We start from the raw sequence: 16,446 nt of genomic DNA, 5'->3' as shown, positions 1-16,446 counted from the left end.
GACCATCCATGTCCGCGGAAACCATTACTTCCCTTTAATTCGTGCTCGACTCGCCCTCTTCCAGTGGGGCGACCTTGGGCAGCTTGGCAGGATCGAAATCCGCGAATGCCACCTGTCCAAAATCCTTGGCCGTCAACTCCAATTGTTTGTGCTGATCGGTTTGCGTATCGGTGAGCTCGCGCACCACCTTCTCCAGCAGCCAGCTTTTAGTGGCGGGCGCATAGCGGAAGGTGAAGTCATCAGCCCAGCGCTCGCGCGAGCCGCCCGAGATGGAGATGGTGAACTGCCCTTTCTCGATCCGCGAAAACGCATATGGATCGCCGGCCATGCCGCCGCAGTTCGCGCATGGGACGATATGCGCATTCTCCGCGGCCTTGTGCAGCTCTCCGCTTTCATCCTGGGTCAGCAGGATCACCGTTCTTGGTGCGCCCTGACCCAACTTCTCGCCAGCCGACGATGGAGGGGAAACGACCAGTAATGCATCTGACCGACCAATGCCGGTGAGGTCGCCCCGAAGCGTGTCCACGGTTTCCATGCCCGAAGGGACGAAAGAAGCGACGTTTTGCACGGTGGCATTCCCTTGCTGAGTGGGCGTAGTGGGAGCGTGCTGCCCCTGGTTTTGCTGACTGGGAACGGGGGACGGCTGTTGCGCGTCGGCGGGTTTTCCGTCCGCGGTTGTGCCTCCACAGGCTGCCAATGCCAGAGCGAGAAGCGAAGAAGAAGAGAGTTTCAGGAAATGCACGTGAATTTCCTCTGCTAGTTTCAATTGCCACCCTGCGATGCGGGCAGATACATGCTGCCTGGCCGTTACTGGGCGAGGGTCGGGTAGAAGATGAGCGTTTGTCGCGCGATGTGGCAGATGGCGTTGCGCTGGCGAAAAGCATCCATGCGGTGTCTCCTTGGGGGCGCCGCTACAACGCCTGGTCGTCGACCTTCACCAGCGTCCAGCACGGTTTCTGCGCGAACTGGTAGACCTGCTGGTCGCCGGTATCAGGGGTACGCACCAAGACCTGCCGGCCCTCGGCGTTCTGCGTCACCACGACCTCGCGCCCACCCTTGCGGGCCGCGTCCAGGTTCGGGATCACCGGCCATTCGACTTCGGCGAGCGGCACGTTGCGGGTGACTGGCGCCGGCTCCGGCTGCGCGTCCGGATCGATATGGATCATCGTCAACGGGTCGGCGGTGGCCTTTTCCTGGACCGCGATGTCGGCGCTGAAGCGCTTGAGGAAGGCATCGAAATCGGCGTCCTGGCAGCGCGGCGCGGCTGCGGCACCTGTGGTCTGCGAGGGCGCGGCCGTGGCCGCAGCCACCGTGGAGCCGGCCGGTTGCGCCTTGCACGCGACCAGGGCCGCTGCCAAGGCGAGGGACGTCAGAATGGGGCGTGCGATAGCCAACGGATCCTCCTGATCGGGTCGGGCGGGGCAATCGCCCTGCGGGCGGCTGAGTTTAGTCGAGCAGGATCATCACGTCGTGAAGCCGCGGCGGGGCATTGCGGCGGAATCTACCAGCGCCTAACGCCAGCGCGGTGATCAACCCCTGTCGAGCGCCTTCGCCTCACGGCGGATCACAGGCCTTCCGAAAATACGTCCAGCTTCTGCGGTTCGATCCACCCCTGCGCACAGTCGCCCTCAGGGCGCGCCTTGCCTGCAACGGCGCAGCGCTTTCCCTGCTTGCGCTGTGTCACGAAGTCAATCGGACGCTCGCCATACTGAGTGCAAATGGGCTTTCCCTTGCACGCGCCTACGCTGGCAGGGGGAATGGCGACCACGTAGTAGTAGGCCGCCCGTTGACCCGCGTGCGCGGTGGCCAGGATGCAGACGAATTGCCCGTCCGACAGCCTGGCGGCGACCTGCACCTTGCTGCCGGTCACTGGCAAGGCATCCAGAAGTGTCGCGTCGCGTTCGGCCACGCCTGCGAAGTTTCCGTCTGCGCCACAGCCTGGAGACACATCGACATCGTAGAAATCCCCGGCGTCCATATTGCCCGCCACGCAGTCGCTGCCCTTGGCCGCATTTTCACAGCGAAGGTGCAAGGACTCGGCCAGCGCTGCAACGCCGTCATCCTGGCGTGCAGCCTGCGATGTGCTGGGCGCGCGACCGGAAGTGGCCTTGTCCGAAGATGCAGTGCGAGCGGCTGCGTCAGCGACGGGGCTCGCAGTCGTTGAGGCGTCGGCCTGCCTAGAGTTGCAGGCTGCCAGTGCCATGAAAAGCGCAAGGGCGGCAAAAAGCGGGGGCGAACTGGCCAACGGATCCTCCTGATCAGGTCGGACGCACGAGCGCGCGGTTGCCCGAGTCTAGTTGGCCAGGATTATCAGCTGGTGAAGCAACAGGCAGAGCGGCGCGTGACCGCAAGGTGGCCGCCTTCCGCGACCACCCTCATGCGCCGGCACACCGGCGCATGGCAGCACCGCGCTCAGTCGACCGAAATCCCCGCCAGCCGCTGCAGCGCCTCGGCGTACTTGGCGCGGGTGCGGTCGATCACGTCCTGCGGCAGGCGCGGGCCGGGCGCAGTCTTGCCCCAGTCCAGCGTCTCCAGGTAGTCGCGCACGAACTGCTTGTCGTAGCTCGGCGGGCTGGTCCCGACTTCGTACTCGTCGGCCGGCCAGTAGCGCGAGGAATCCGGGGTCAGCATCTCGTCCATGATGTACAGCCGGCCGTCGGCGTCGGTGCCGAACTCGAACTTGGTGTCGGCCAGCAGGATGCCGCGCTCGGCGGCGAAGTCGGCGGCGAAGCGGTAGATGCGCAGGGTGGCGTCGCGCACGCGCTCGGCCAGTTCGGCGCCCACGGTCTTGACCATGGCGTCGAAGTCGATGTTCTCGTCGTGGTCGCCGACCGCCGCCTTGGTCGAGGGGGTGAAGATCGGTTCGGCCAGCTTCTCGGCCTGGCGCAGGCCGTCGGGCAGTTCGATGCCGCTGACCTTGCCGGTGCGCTGGTAGTCCTTCCAGCCGCTGCCGATCAGGTAGCCGCGGGCGATGGCTTCCACCGGCACCGGCTTGAGCTTGCGGGTCACCACCGCGCGCTTGGCGTACAGGGCCTTGTCCACGCCCTCGGGCAGCACCGCGGCCACGTCGATGCCGGTGAGGTGGTTGGGCATCAGGTGGTCGGTCTTCTTGAACCAGAAGTTGGAGACCTGGCACAGCATCTCGCCCTTGCCGGGGATCGGGTCGGGCAGCACCACGTCGAAGGCGGACAGGCGGTCGGTGGCGACCATCAGCAGGTAGTCGCCGGGCGGCGCGTCGGCCGGCAGGCGCTCGCGGGGAATATCGAACACGTCGCGGACTTTGCCGCGGTGGCGCAAGGGCAGGCCGGGCAGATCGGATTGCAACAGCGTGGTGGACACAGGCACTCCTACGGACTTCGCAATGGCGACCGTCCCGGGACCCGGCGGGCCCGCGGCGGACGGCGGGCCGCGTAGTGTACGGCCGGAATGCCCCGCTGTGCCGTAAAATGGCCGGCCCTGACGCCGCGCCCGCCCTCGCCCATGCCCTGGTACGGAAAACTGCTCGGCGCCATCGCCGGGGCCCTGCTGCTGCGGCCCACGCCGGTGCTGGGCGCGCTGATCGGGCTGCTGATCGGGCATGCCTTCGACGCCGACTGGTTCAAGCTGTCCCAGCGCGAGGATCCCTATCGGGAACTGGGCCTGACCCGCGACGCCACCGACGCCGAGATCGAACTGGCCTATCGCCGGCTGATGTCCCAGTACCACCCCGACAAGGTCGCCAGCGCCAGCCCCGAGCTGCGCGCCCGCGCCGAGAAGAAGGCCAGCCAGCTCAACACCGCCTACGACCGTATCCGCACCCTGCGCAAGCGCTGAGACCCCGCCATGTCCGACTGCATCATCTCCCCGTCCATCCTGTCCGCCGATTTCGCCCGCCTCGGCGAGGAAGTGGATGCCGTGCTGCGCGCCGGCGCCGACTGGATCCACTTCGACGTGATGGACAACCATTACGTGCCGAACCTGACCATCGGCCCGATGGTCTGCCAGGCGCTGCGCAAGCACGGCGTCACCGCGCCGATCGACGTGCACCTGATGGTCGAGCCGGTGGACCGGCTGATCCCGGATTTCGCCGAGGCCGGCGCCAGCATCATCAGCTTCCACCCCGAGGCCAGCCGCCACGTGCACCGCAGCATCCAGCTGATCAAGTCGCACGGCTGCAAGGCCGGCCTGGTGCTCAACCCGGCCACGCCGGTGGACATCCTGGACTGGGTGCTGGACGACCTGGACCTGGTGCTGGTGATGTCGGTCAACCCGGGTTTCGGCGGCCAGGCCTTCATTCCCTCGGCGCTGGACAAGCTGCGCGCGATCCGCGCCCGCATCGACGCCAGCGGCAAGCCGATCCGGCTGGAGATCGACGGCGGGGTCAAGCCGGACAATATCGCCGCGATCGCCGCCGCCGGCGCCGACACCTTCGTCGCCGGCTCGGCCATCTTCAATGCGCCCGACTACGCCGCGGTGATCGCGCAGATGCGCGCCGCGGTGGCGGCGCGCTGAGGTGGCGGCCCTGCACATCCGCCCGGCGGTGGCCGACGACGCGGCGCTGATCCTGCGCCTGATCCGCGACCTGGCGCGCTACGAGCGCGCCGAGGACGCGGTGCAGACCGACGAGGCCGGCCTGCGCGCCAGCCTGTTCGGCGCCGACGCCCGCGCGCAGGCGCTGATCTGCGAGGCCGACGGCCAGCCGATCGGCTACGCGGTGTACTTCTACAACTACTCCACCTGGCTCGGCCGCAACGGCCTGTACCTGGAAGACCTGTACGTGGACCCGGCGCACCGCGGCGTGGGCGCCGGCAAGGCGCTGCTGCAGCATCTGGCGCGGCAGGCGGTGGCCGAGGGCTGCGGCCGCTTCGAATGGTCGGTGCTGGACTGGAACCAGCCGGCGATCGACTTCTACGAAGCGGTCGGCGCCCGCGCGCAGGACGAGTGGACCGTGTACCGGCTGCAGGGCGAGGCGCTGGCCAGGTTCGCCGCCGGCTGAGCGGCGCGGGGCGGCCAAAAGAAAAGAACCGCACCGTCGCCGGTGCGGCCCCTGGGAGAGAAATCGGAGGCTGATCCTGCCTCCATCCGTCTTCCTTGCTATGGCCTTCCATGTTCCGGACGCTCGGTGACGTGCGTATGACAACGCGCGCGCCTGGATTCACGCATCGCGCATGCCGTGCCCGTTAGCGTGGGCGCCTCACCCCGGGAAGGTCCGCATGGCTGCAGCGCACTGGCGTCTGATCCTCAACGGCAAGTCGGCCGGCGACGAGGCGTTGCGCGAGGCGGTCATGGCCATGCGTACCCGCGGCGTGGCGCTGCAGGTGCGGGTCACCTGGGAGCAGGGCGATGCCGAACGTTACGTGGCTGAGGCGGTGGCCGATGGCGCGGCCTGCATCGTCGCCGCCGGCGGCGACGGCACTCTGAGCGAGGTCGCCACGACGTTAGCGCATCGCCAGGAATCGGCCGCCGAGCTGCCGGCCTTGGGCCTGGTCGCACTGGGCACGGCCAACGATTTCGCCACCGCGACCGGCATTCCGCTGCCGCCGCTGGAGGCGCTGGAACTGATCGCACGTACCCCGGCGTTGCCGATCGACCTGCTGCGCATCGAGGCCGAGCACGGCCCGCACTGGTGCGCCAACGTCGCCAGCGGCGGCTTCGGCACCCAGGTCACGGTGGAGACCGACGAAGGCCTGAAGAAGATGCTGGGCGGGCTGGCCTACCTGGTCACCGGCATGAGCCGGCTGGGCCGGATCGATCCGATCCGGGCACGCTTCGCGGGGCCGGACTTTTCCTGGGAAGGCGATTTCATCGCGCTCGGCCTGGGCAACGGCCGCCAGGCCGGCGGCGGCCAGGTCCTGTGCCCGGACGCATTGCTCGACGACGGCCTGCTCGATCTGACCCTGGTGCCGGAACTGACCGGCGAGGTCGCCGCGACCCTGGGCACCCTGGTCACCTCAGGCAAGCAGGCGGCGCTGGAGCGGGTGGCGGTGCGCGCGCGCCTGCCGTGGCTGCAGATCGAGGCGGCGCAGCCGCTGACCCTGAACCTGGACGGCGAGCCGGAAACCTCGCGCCACTTCCGCATCGATTGCGTGCCCGGGCGCCTGCGCATGCACCTGCCGCCGGAGTCGCCGTTGCTGCAGCCGCGCAGGCGTTAGCGGCCACGCATTCGTCTGCTCGCGTGCTGCCAGCGTATTGCTCTCGTAGATACCGTCTTACCCCCTAGCAGGCAAGGCCCCTTTTCGGGTCGAACGCGGTGCCCGATTTGAGGACGCCATAGGCGAGGTGCAGGAGCTTGCGCATAGCGGCGCACACGATCTGCTTGCCGGCTTTGCCGCGTTCGCTTAGCCGCTGTTTCAGCGCCCGGATGACCGGGTTGTGGGTCATGGCCACCAGGGCCGGCATGAACAGGCCCGCGCGCAGGCGGGGCGAGCCGGTGCGCGAGATGCAGACATGGCCTTTGCGGTCGCCCGACTCCTGCAGGCACGGATTCAGGCCGGCGAAGGCGGTCACCGCCGAGGCATCGGCAAAGCGCCTCACATCGCCAAGCTCGGCCAGCATCAAGGCCGCGCTGGTGTCGGCGATGCCCTGGATGCTCACCAGTAACTCGCGCTGCCCCCGCAAGGTCGGATCCTGGTCGATATGGTCATCGATGGCCTGCTCGATCTGGGCGATGTGATGTTGCAGATCGGCCAGATGGACCTGGATCGAGTCCTTCACCTGGGCCGGAGCGACGTCCAGCCGGTTGCGCTCCATCTGCAGCATCTGTTGCAAGTCCTGGCGCCGGCGCACCAGTGCCTTGAGCTGCTTGAGCGCCGGCGGATCAGGGTGCCAACGGCGTAACTGCTCGCGGTGACGCAGGGCATAGCTGGCGATCAGCTTGGCATCGCTGCGATCGGTCTTGACCCGGCTGAGCTGGCTGCGTGCGTACGCGGCCGTCTGCGCCGGGTTGAGCACGCACACCCGATAGCCTCGTGCGTGGAGGAACTCGGCCAGTGCCTGGTGGTAGGTGCCAGTGGCCTCCATGGCGATCCAGCTCTCGGGCTGCGCATGCGTCTGCAGCCATGCCTGCAGGGCCTGGAAGCCCTTGGCATCGTTGGACAACTTGGCCTTGGTACGGTGCTTGCCATTGGTCAGCTCGATGGCCACATCGAAACTGCGTTTGGCGACGTCGATGCCGATGACGGGAGACATACGCGATTCCTCCATCGTGTCAGGGTCATGATCGGCGCTGTGCCCGGTCCTGCCTTGTCGATGCGAGTTCACGCCGGGGGCGGACTCTGGATACCGTTCGGACACCCAAGGGCCAGCATGTGGAGGGGGAGCCGATCTACGATGCAAGCTCTAAGCTTCAGGAGCGACTGGACTTCCCACACCTCCTCCGATGATCAGTCGGAAGACATGACGCCTGTTTAAGGGCGCCAGGTCCAGATACAAGGAGCGGCTTCAGTCGCGACGGGCATTCCCGGTAACGCCCGTCGCGGCTGAAGCCGCTCCTACGGAGATGTACCCAGGCAATCAACCCCCTGTGGGAGGGACTTCAGTCCCGACGCGACATCCTCGCCGAGCGCCTGCGCATCGCCCTCGATTGGTGGCGTCTGCAACCGTTGCCAGTCGCCGCAGTTGCGGTAAAGTAGCCGCCGTGTCCAGCCTGACGACCCCGCTTTCCTTCACTTCCGCTCGCCGTGCGTGGCGATGGTGGCCTGCAGCCGTCGTCCGCCCTGTCACCGAGTCCCGGAAGGAAAGCCGTCTTGATTACCCGCGAGCAGTTCCAGCGCTACGCCGCTGAAGGTCACACCCGCATCCCCGTCGTCCGCGAAGTGCTGTCCGACCTGGACACGCCGCTGTCGGTCTATCTCAAGCTCGCCGACGCCCCGCACACCTACCTGTTCGAATCGGTCGAAGGCGGCGAACGCTTCGGGCGCTACTCGATCATCGGCCTGCCGGTGCGCCGCGTGTACACCTTCCGCGGGCACACGCTCGAGGTGCGCGACCATGGCGAACTGATCGAGCGCCGCGAGGTCGCCGATCCCTTCGCCGAGGTCGAGGCGCTGCGTGCGCAGCATATGGTGCCCAAGCTGGCTGGCGTGCCCGGCTTCACCGGCGGCCTGGTCGGCTGGTTCGGCTTCGAATGCATCGGCTACATCGAGCCGCGCCTGGCCGGCGCCGTCGCACGCGACGAGCTGGACACCCCGGACATCCTGCTGATGCTGTCCGAGGACGTGGCGGTCTTCGACAACCTCAAGGGCCGCCTGTACCTGATCGTGCATGCCGACCCGACCGAGGTCGATGCCTGGGAACGCGCGCAGGCGCGCCTGGATGCGCTCACCACCACGCTGCGCCAGCCCGGTGCCGGCTACCCCGCGCCGCTGGCGCGCGACGTGCTGGACGAAAGCGACTTCGTCTCCGGCTTCACCCGCGAGGGTTTCATCGCCGCGGTGGAGAAATCCAAGGACTACATCCGCGCCGGCGACATCTTCCAGGTGGTGCTGAGCCAGCGCCTGAGCGTGCCGTTCACCGCGCGCCCGGTGGACGTGTATCGCGCGCTGCGCGCGCTGAATCCGTCGCCGTACATGTATTTCCTCGACGTCGGCGACACCCAGGTGGTCGGCTCCTCGCCGGAGATCCTGGTGCGGCTGGAGAACGGCCAGGTCACCGTGCGCCCGATCGCCGGCACCCGCCCGCGCGGCAAGACGCCGGAACAGGACCAGGCGCTGGAAGCGGAGCTGCTGGCTGATCCGAAGGAGCGCGCCGAGCACCTGATGCTGATCGACCTGGGCCGCAACGACGCCGGCCGCGTCTCGCAGGCCGGTAGCGTCGCGGTCGGCGAGCGCTTCGTGATCGAACGCTATAGCCACGTCATGCACATCGTCAGCGAAGTCACCGGCACCTTGCTGCCCGGCCTCAGCTACGCCGACGTGCTGCGCGCCACCTTCCCGGCCGGTACCGTCAGCGGCGCGCCGAAGATCCGCGCGCTGGAAGTGATCCGCGAGCTGGAGCCGATCAAGCGCAACGTCTATGCCGGCAGCATCGGCTACCTGGGCTGGCACGGCGACGCCGACACCGCCATCGCCATCCGTACCGCGGTGATCAAGCATGGCCGCCTGCACGTGCAGGCCGGCGCCGGCATCGTCTACGACTCCGACCCGCAGGCCGAATGGGACGAGACGATGAACAAGGGCCGCGCGCTGTTCCGTGCGGTCGCCGAAGCGGCGAAGGGGCTGTGAGCGGCGCCGCATCGCCGCGGATCGGCTTCCGCAACGACTACAGCGAAGGCGCGCATCCACGCCTGCTCGCCGCCCTGGCCGCGGCCAGTGCCGAGCAAAACGCCGGCTATGGCCTGGACCGGCACAGCGCGCGCGCCGCGCAGCTGATCCGCGCCGAGATCGGCTGCGCCGATGCCGACGTGCACCTGCTGGTCGGCGGCACCCAGACCAACCTCACCGCCATCGCCGCGTTCCTGCGCCCGCACCAGGCGGTGATCGCCGCGGTCTGCGGCCACATCGCCACCCACGAGACCGGTGCGATCGAAGCCACCGGGCACAAGGTGCTCACCGTGGACGCGGCCGACGGCCGGCTCACGCCGGAGCGGATCGCGCCGCTGCTCGCCGAGCACGGCAACGAGCACATGGTGCAGCCGCGGCTGGTCTACGTATCCAACACCACCGAAGTCGGCACGCTGTACCGCAGGCACGAACTGCAGGCACTGCGCGCGTTCTGCGACGCACACGGCCTGCTGTTGTTCCTGGACGGTGCGCGCATCGGCAGCGCGCTCACCGCCGAGGGCAACGACCTGACGCTGGCCGACGTTGCCGCGCTGACCGATGCGTTCTACATCGGCGGCACCAAGAACGGCGCCTTGCTCGGCGAGGCGCTGGTGATCCTCGATTCGGCCCTGAAAGCGGATTTCCGCTACCTGCTCAAGCAGCGCGGCGCGCTGCTGGCCAAGGGCATGGTGCTGGGCACACAGTTCGCCGCGTTGTTCGAGGACGGGTTGTTCTATCAGCTAGCTGCGCACGCCAACCGCATGGCCGCGCGCCTGCGCGCCGGGCTGGCCGCGGCCGGTGCGCAGTTCGCCTCGGACTCGCCGACCAACCAGTTGTTCGTGATCCTGCCCGCCGCCGCGGTCGAGGCCCTGGCGCAGCGCTACGACTTCGAGCGCTGGCAGCTGCTGGACGACGGCCGCTGGGTGATCCGCTTCGTGACCTCGTGGGCCACGCAGGACGCGGCGGTCGATGCGTTGATCGCGAATTTCGCGGCGCTGATCCAATCCGGCACGCAACATGCGGCCGGCTGATTTTCCACCAAGGAGAGGACGATGAAACTCAGCAAGATCGGTCCCTGGTTTCTTGCCGCCGTGCTGGCGCTGCCTGCGTGCGCTAGCGCACAGGTCAACAGCCTGCCGTCGCAGCCGCACCTGTTGGTCAAGGGCGAAGCCAAGCGCGAAGTGGTGCCGGATCGCTTCGGTGTGACCATCACCCTCAGCGCCGTGGACGCCGACCCGGGTGCGGCGCGTAAGCGCGTGCAGGCCAATGCCGAGAAGGTGCTGGCCGCGTTCGCACAGCGCCATGCGCTGGCCGGCAGCGTGCAGGCCACGACGCTGTCGATCGCGCCCGAGCGTCGCTACCAAGGAGACAAGCAACTGTTCGAAGGCACTCGCGTGCAGCGCACACTGTCGGCCGAGTTCGCCGCGTTGGACGATGTGCGCGCCTTGCTGGGCGCGTTGGCTACCAGCGAGGACGTGCAGGTGTCGGGAATCGCGCCACGCTACAGCGGCGAAGCCGCGCTGCGCGCCGAGCTCAAGCGCCAGGCGGCCGAGCAGACGCGAAGCTCCGCACAGTCCCTGGCCAAGGCCTACGGCGTGCGCCTGGGCGGCCTGTACACCATCTCCGAGGTGGCGCCGAACTTCGCCTATGGCATCCAGGCCGGGCAGTGGCCGTCCGAGTCGGTCGCGGTGCAGTTGGTGAGTGCGCCACCGGCGCCGGCAGCTGACCTCTCCACAGCGCGTGCGGCCGATGGCATGGCCGAATCCCTCGAAGCCGGCACCCTCACCCTTTCCGAAAACGTCTATGCGGTCTTCCTGATCGCGCAATGAGTCCTTCGCCATGCTGCTGATGCTGGACAACTACGACAGCTTTACCTACAACCTCGTGCAGTACCTGCAGGCGCTGGGTGCCGAGGTCAAGGTGGTGCGCAACGACGCGCTCAGCGTGGACGAGATCGAGCGCCTGGCGCCCGAGCGCATCGTCATCTCGCCGGGGCCGTGCACGCCGAACGAGGCGGGGGTGTCGCTGCAACTGATCGAGCGACTGGGCCAACGCATCCCGATCCTGGGCGTGTGCCTGGGCCACCAGAGCATCGGCCAGGTCTACGGCGGGCAGGTGGTGCGTGCCGGCACCATCATGCATGGCAAGACCTCGCGCATCCGCCACGAGGGCCGCGGCGTGTTCGCCGGCCTGCCGGACCGCTACGAGGCCACCCGCTACCACTCGCTGGTGGTGGAGAAGACCACGCTGCCCGACTGTCTGGAGGTGACGGCCTGGACCGAACACGACGACGGCACGGTGGAGGAGATCATGGGCCTGCGCCATCGCCAGTTCCCGGTCGAGGGCGTGCAGTTCCATCCCGAGTCCATCCTCACCGAGCACGGCCACGCCTTGCTCAAGAACTTCCTGGAGCGCTGAGCGCGCTGCGCCGACGCCGCCCGCCTTCCGTCATTGCCGGACCCTGCCGATGCACGATCGCACCGACGCCTTCCATTTCTACGAACCGGCCAATGGCCACGGGCTACCGCACGATCCGTTCAACGCCATCGTCGGGCCGCGGCCGATCGGCTGGATCGGCTCGCGCGGTGCCGACGGCGTCGCCAACCTGGCGCCCTACAGCTTCTTCAACGCCTTCAACTACGTCCCGCCGATCGTCGGCTTCGCCAGCATCGGCTGGAAGGACAGCGTGCGCAACATCGAGGCCACGGGCGAGTTCACCTGGAACCTGGCCACGCGGCCGCTGGCCGAGGCGATGAACGCCAGTTCCGCCGCGGTGGCGCCGGAGGTCGACGAGTTCGCCCTGGCCGGCCTCGTTGCCGCGCCTTCGCGCCTGATCGCGGCGCCGCGGGTCGCCGCCAGCCCGGTGAGCTTCGAATGCCGGCTCAGCCAGCTGCTGCCGCTGCAGAGCGCGCGCGGCGAGCCGATCCAGACCTGGTTGGTGCTGGGCGAAGTGATCGGCGTGCACATCGCCGAGCACGCGCTGCAGGACGGGATCTACGACCCGGCCGCGGTCGCCACCCTGCTGCGCGCCGGCGGCCCGGCCGACTACTTCGAGGTGCTGGCGCAAGGGCGCCTGCGCATGCCGCGGCCGACGCAGGCGCGCTGAGCGCATCCGGCGCGGTGCCTCCCACTTCCAGCCCTACGAGCAGATCCTCCCCCATGACCATCACCCCCCAGCAAGCCCTGCAACGCACCATCGAGCATCGCGAGATCTTCCACGACGAGATGGTCGGGCTGATGCGGCAGATCATGCGCGGGGAGGTGTCGCCGATGATGACCGCGGCCATCCTCACCGGGCTGCGGGTCAAGAAGGAGACGGTCGGCGAGATCGCCGGCGCCGCGGTGGTGATGCGCGAGTTCTCGCGCACCGTGCCGGTCGTCGATCGCACCCACATGGTCGACATCGTCGGCACCGGCGGCGACGGCTCGCATACCTTCAACATCTCCACCTGCGCGATGTTCGTCGCCGCGGCCGCCGGCGCCAAGGTCGCCAAGCACGGCAACCGCAGCGTCTCCTCCAAGTCCGGCAGCGCCGACGCGCTGGAGGCGCTGGGCGCGGCGATCGAGCTGCAGCCCGAGCAGGTGGCGCAGGCGCTGGACGCCACCGGCATCGGCTTCATGTACGCGCCGGTGCACCACCCGGCGATGAAGGTGGTGGCACCGGTGCGGCGCGAGATGGGCGTGCGCACCATCTTCAACATCCTCGGCCCGCTGACCAATCCGGCCGGCGCGCCGAACATCCTGATGGGCGTGTTCCACCCCGACCTGGTCGGCATCCAGGCGCGCGTGCTGCAGGAACTGGGCGCCGAGCGCGCGCTGGTGGTGTGGGGCCGCGACGACATGGACGAACTCTCGCTCGGCGCCGGCACCCTGGTCGGCGAACTGCGCGACGGCCAGGTCCGCGAGTACGAGGTGCACCCGGAGGACTTCGGCATCGCCATGTCGGCCAGCCGCAACCTCAAGGTCGCCGACGCCGCCGAATCGATGGCGATGCTGCGCGCCGTGCTCGACAACGCGCCGGGCCCGGCGCTGGACATCGTCGCCTTCAACGCCGGCGCGGCGCTGTACGTGGCCGGCCTGGCCGAGGACATCGGCGCCGGTATCGCCCTGGCGCGCGCGGCCATCGCCGATGGGCGTGCGCGGGCCAAGCTGGAGGCGTATGTGGCATGTACGCAGGGTCTGGTCGGGGCCCGGGACCCGGGACCCGGGACCCGGTAAGAGCGCAGTTCGCCGATCTGCGGCGATTCGCGTCCGGCCATCCAGTCGTCAGTTGCAACACGTGCATGGCGGCCTAGGCTGTTGCGGGTCCCGGGTCCCGGGTCCCGGGTCCCGGGTCCCGGGTCCCGATCCCTTCTTTACCCCACATCGCCGATAATCCGGCCATCCCCCAGGATCCCAACCGCATGAGCAGCGACATTCTCCGCACCATCCTCGCGCGCAAGGCCGACGAGATCGCCGCGCGCAGCGCGCGCGTGCCGCTGGCCGAGCTGGCCGCCCGCGCGGAGGCCATGCCGCCCACCCGCGGCTTCGCCCGCGCGCTGCAGGCCGCCATCGCCAACGGCGATCCGGCGGTGATCGCCGAGGTCAAGAAGGCCAGCCCGTCCAAGGGTGTGATCCGGCCCGACTTCCACCCGGCCGACATCGCGGTCAGCTACGAATTCGGCGGCGCCGCCTGCCTGTCGGTACTGACCGACGAGGATTTCTTCCAGGGCCACGACCGCTATCTGCAGCAGGCGCGCGACGCCTGCACGCTGCCGGTGCTGCGCAAGGACTTCACCATCGATCCGTACCAGGTCTACGAGGCGCGCACGCTCGGCGCCGACTGCATCCTGCTGATCGTGGCGGCGCTGGACGACCTGCAACTGGCCGAGCTGTCGTCGCTGGCGCTGCAACTGGGTATGGACGTGCTGGTGGAAGTGCACGACATCGACGAACTGGAGCGCGCACTGCAGGTGCCGGCGCCGCTGATCGGCATCAACAACCGCAACCTGCGCACCTTCGAGGTGTCGCTGCAGACCACCCTGTCGATGCAGGACGCGGTGCCGCGCGACCGCCTGCTGGTCACCGAAAGCGGCATCCTCGGCCCGGACGACGTGGCGCTGATGCGCGGCGCCGGCGTGCATGCGTTCCTGGTCGGCGAGGCGTTCATGCGCGCCGAGGAGCCGGGCGAGGCGCTGCGGCAGCTGTTCTTCGCGGCATGAGCGCGCAGGATCCGAGCGCGTATCCGCTGCCGCGTGCCGATGCGCCGCTGGTGGTGTTCGATTTCGACCACACCCTGTACGACGGCGACTCCGGCAGCCACCTGTTCGCCTGGCTGATCAAGCGCAATCCGCTGCGCCTGGCCGCCGCGGTGCTGGCCACGCCGTTGCTGGGGCCGCTGGTGGCGATGCTGCCGACCCGGCGCACCGGCATCTCCGGCTACGTCTGGATCGCCAGTTTCGGCCTGCGCCGCGCGCGCGAGTTCAACCGCATCATCGACCAGTACGTGCTGCAGCACCAGGCGCAGATCCGCCAGCGGCTGCTGCCGCAGGCGCTGGACGTGTTCGCCCGGCACCGCGCCGCCGGCGACCGCGTGGTGGTCGCCACCGGCGCGCCGCCGGAACTGGCGCGCGCCATCCTCGGCTTCGTCGCGCACCAGGACGTGCCGGTGGTCGGCAGCCTGATCGGCCCGCGCCTGGGCGCGGTCACCGCCACGCGCCACTGCCACAACGAGGAAAAGATGCGCATGCTGCGCGAACTGGGCTACGGCGAGATCGCCATGGCCTATTCCGACAGCACCGCCGATCTGCCGCTGCTGCAGGCCGCGGCCGCGGCGGTGGTGGTCAATCCCAAGCACAGCGCAGTAGCGGTGTTCCGCCGCGTGCTGCCGTCCGGCACGCCGATCCTCAACTGGGGCTGCCGCGACCGCGCCGGCGAGGCCGTCGGCTCCGAGTGAGTCACTGCGCCGCGTCGCATTCGGCGACGCAGCGTCTACGACCGCGCCTCGTCAGCGCCGTTCGTACGGGTGCTGCCTGCGGCGATCAGCCGCCGGACTTGGCGTACGTGCTGTCGCTGCCCACCAGCGCGTGGTGCAGCGGCGCGACCCACTGGCCGCGGTCGATGTCGTAGGCGCCGAAGCTGCCCTCGAACTCCCAGTACGCCCAGGCGAAGTGGCGCTTCTCCGCGGCATTGACCACGGCCACGGTCCAGGCCAGTCGATCGGCTGGCGGTGCCTGCTCGTAGGCGCCGAACTCGCCCAGCAGCACCTGCCGATGGTGCGCCTTCGCCCAGGCCGCGATGCGGTCGAACTCGCCGTACAGCTTGGTGCGGTCGGCCGCGCTGCCCCAGGCCACGCCGGTGTGGTCGCGGATGTCCGCAGGTGCCCACGGCGCGCCCTGGTGGGTGAAGCGGAACGGGTTGTAGTAGTGCACGGTGACCAGCAGGCGCGTGTCGTCGTCGGGCAGGCGCAGGCTGTCGAGCGCGGTGAAGGAATTGCTGTTGCCCGGGCCCACCACCACCGTACGGGTCGGGTTGTCGCGGCGGATGATCTGCAGCGCATCGCGCAGCAGGTCGTTCCACACCGCGCTGGTCATCTGGCCATTGGGCTCGTTGAGGATCTCAAACAGCACCGACGGCGGCGCATGGCGGTAGCGCGGGGCGATCTGGCTCCAGAACGCCAGCAGCTTGGTCCGGCACACCGCCGCATCGGCGGCGCAGGGGTGGAAGTCGTGTTCGTCCAGGATCACGTTCAAGCCTGCCGCGGTGGCCTGGTCGACCACCGTGTCCAGCGTTTTCAGCCAGGTCGGGTCGAGCTGGTTGGCCGCGTCCATGTGCGCGAAGGCCTGCAGGTTGACCCGGACCGTGCGGAAGCCGCCGTCGCGGATCGTGCGGTACAGCGGCGGGCGGAAGCGCGCCTTCGCCGGGTCGGTCCACAGCGGGTCGTAGCCGAGGATGTTGACCCCGCGCCCGAGCCGGGCGAAGGCGTCGTCGGCCTGCGCGCGCGGCGCAGGCAGCGCCAGGCACAGCAAGGCCAGGAAAAGCGGAACGGCACGGCGCATGGCGGTCTCGCGGGGCAGGGGCGGGGCGAGACGTGCGGCCATCGGCGGCAGCGTCCCGGCCGCGATCATCGCGCGGCCCGCCCCGGGAAAAGCGAACGCGGCCTGACCGCAGATCAGGCCACAAGAGCGACTGCTTCAGGCGCCGCGGAGACCGCCGTTGCGAATCCCCA

General features: G+C 68.8%; 18 protein-coding genes. 12 read left to right on the top strand and 6 right to left on the bottom strand.

From position 1 onward, the window contains the following. Positions 1-34 precede the first annotated feature (34 nt). From QN245_RS19915 to QN245_RS19900, 4 genes are all read right to left on the bottom strand, one after another. On the bottom strand, positions 35-535 hold the full coding sequence (locus tag QN245_RS19915; RefSeq protein ID WP_202394632.1) for a hypothetical protein: 501 nt from the start codon (positions 533-535) through the stop codon (positions 35-37). 376 nt (positions 536-911) lie between these two features. Next, complete coding sequence (locus QN245_RS19910; protein WP_184644985.1) at positions 912-1,394, bottom strand: hypothetical protein; 483 nt, start codon at positions 1,392-1,394, stop codon at positions 912-914. Positions 1,395-1,564: 170 nt separating this feature from the next. Further along, positions 1,565-2,245 carry a hypothetical protein gene (locus tag QN245_RS19905; RefSeq protein WP_317844010.1) on the bottom strand — a complete coding sequence of 227 codons (681 nt, stop codon included), beginning with the start codon at positions 2,243-2,245 and terminating at the stop codon, positions 1,565-1,567. A gap of 167 nt (positions 2,246-2,412) precedes the next feature. Then, on the bottom strand, positions 2,413-3,339 hold the full coding sequence (locus QN245_RS19900; RefSeq protein ID WP_184449647.1) for a phosphoribosylaminoimidazolesuccinocarboxamide synthase: 927 nt from the start codon (positions 3,337-3,339) through the stop codon (positions 2,413-2,415). A gap of 141 nt (positions 3,340-3,480) precedes the next feature. Between QN245_RS19900 and QN245_RS19895 the strand changes: the two genes are divergently transcribed. The 4 genes from QN245_RS19895 to yegS all read left to right on the top strand — a co-directional run bounded on the left by QN245_RS19895 (position 3,481) and on the right by yegS (position 6,131). Then, the gene (locus QN245_RS19895) at positions 3,481-3,813 is read left to right on the top strand and encodes a J domain-containing protein (RefSeq protein ID WP_010341396.1); all 333 of its coding nucleotides are present in this window, start codon (positions 3,481-3,483) and stop codon (positions 3,811-3,813) included. A gap of 9 nt (positions 3,814-3,822) precedes the next feature. Then, positions 3,823-4,491 carry a ribulose-phosphate 3-epimerase gene (gene rpe / locus QN245_RS19890; RefSeq protein ID WP_184449645.1) on the top strand — a complete coding sequence of 223 codons (669 nt, stop codon included), beginning with the start codon at positions 3,823-3,825 and terminating at the stop codon, positions 4,489-4,491. Between the two features lies 1 nt (position 4,492). After that, positions 4,493-4,975 carry a GNAT family N-acetyltransferase gene (locus QN245_RS19885; RefSeq protein WP_017910180.1) on the top strand — a complete coding sequence of 161 codons (483 nt, stop codon included), beginning with the start codon at positions 4,493-4,495 and terminating at the stop codon, positions 4,973-4,975. 217 nt (positions 4,976-5,192) lie between these two features. Beyond that, a complete protein-coding gene (yegS, locus tag QN245_RS19880) occupies positions 5,193-6,131 on the top strand; it encodes a lipid kinase YegS (protein ID WP_184449641.1) in 939 nt (312 codons plus the stop codon). 64 nt (positions 6,132-6,195) lie between these two features. Here yegS and QN245_RS19875 read toward each other — a convergent pair whose 3' ends face one another. Next, positions 6,196-7,167, bottom strand: coding sequence for an IS110 family RNA-guided transposase (locus QN245_RS19875; protein WP_317843970.1), 972 nt, complete (start codon positions 7,165-7,167; stop codon positions 6,196-6,198). Between the two features lie 557 nt (positions 7,168-7,724). Between QN245_RS19875 and trpE the strand changes: the two genes are divergently transcribed. The 8 genes from trpE to QN245_RS19835 all read left to right on the top strand — a co-directional run bounded on the left by trpE (position 7,725) and on the right by QN245_RS19835 (position 15,174). Further along, positions 7,725-9,200 carry an anthranilate synthase component I gene (trpE, locus tag QN245_RS19870; protein WP_317844009.1) on the top strand — a complete coding sequence of 492 codons (1,476 nt, stop codon included), beginning with the start codon at positions 7,725-7,727 and terminating at the stop codon, positions 9,198-9,200. Further along, positions 9,197-10,270: a threonine aldolase family protein gene (locus tag QN245_RS19865; protein WP_317844008.1), complete on the top strand. Its 1,074-nt coding sequence runs from the start codon at positions 9,197-9,199 to the stop codon at positions 10,268-10,270. Before trpE ends, QN245_RS19865 begins: the two co-directional genes overlap by 4 nt. 21 nt (positions 10,271-10,291) lie before the next feature. Continuing rightward, on the top strand, positions 10,292-11,068 hold the full coding sequence (locus QN245_RS19860; RefSeq protein ID WP_317844007.1) for an SIMPL domain-containing protein: 777 nt from the start codon (positions 10,292-10,294) through the stop codon (positions 11,066-11,068). A gap of 10 nt (positions 11,069-11,078) precedes the next feature. Further along, positions 11,079-11,657 carry an anthranilate synthase component II gene (locus tag QN245_RS19855; protein ID WP_017910185.1) on the top strand — a complete coding sequence of 193 codons (579 nt, stop codon included), beginning with the start codon at positions 11,079-11,081 and terminating at the stop codon, positions 11,655-11,657. A gap of 49 nt (positions 11,658-11,706) precedes the next feature. Further along, on the top strand, positions 11,707-12,345 hold the full coding sequence (locus QN245_RS19850) for a flavin reductase family protein (protein WP_184449632.1): 639 nt from the start codon (positions 11,707-11,709) through the stop codon (positions 12,343-12,345). A 53-nt stretch (positions 12,346-12,398) separates the two neighbouring features. After that, positions 12,399-13,457: an anthranilate phosphoribosyltransferase gene (gene trpD, locus QN245_RS19845; protein ID WP_160966421.1), complete on the top strand. Its 1,059-nt coding sequence runs from the start codon at positions 12,399-12,401 to the stop codon at positions 13,455-13,457. 185 nt (positions 13,458-13,642) lie between these two features. Then, the gene (trpC, locus tag QN245_RS19840) at positions 13,643-14,440 is read left to right on the top strand and encodes an indole-3-glycerol phosphate synthase TrpC (RefSeq protein WP_254459474.1); all 798 of its coding nucleotides are present in this window, start codon (positions 13,643-13,645) and stop codon (positions 14,438-14,440) included. Then, a complete protein-coding gene (locus QN245_RS19835) occupies positions 14,437-15,174 on the top strand; it encodes a haloacid dehalogenase-like hydrolase (protein ID WP_160966425.1) in 738 nt (245 codons plus the stop codon). Before trpC ends, QN245_RS19835 begins: the two co-directional genes overlap by 4 nt. A gap of 85 nt (positions 15,175-15,259) precedes the next feature. Here the strand turns inward: QN245_RS19835 and QN245_RS19830 are convergent, their stop codons facing one another. Continuing rightward, positions 15,260-16,276 (bottom strand): glycoside hydrolase family 5 protein, encoded by a 1,017-nt coding sequence (locus QN245_RS19830; RefSeq protein WP_167088052.1) that lies wholly within the window; start codon positions 16,274-16,276, stop codon positions 15,260-15,262. Positions 16,277-16,446 lie beyond the last annotated feature (170 nt).

This window comes from Xanthomonas rydalmerensis, assembly GCF_033170385.1.
GTDB classification, from domain to species: Bacteria; Pseudomonadota; Gammaproteobacteria; order Xanthomonadales; family Xanthomonadaceae; genus Xanthomonas_A; species Xanthomonas_A rydalmerensis.
Note: the sequence above shows the minus strand (reverse complement) of the source record. Positions and strands in the feature narration are given on the sequence as shown.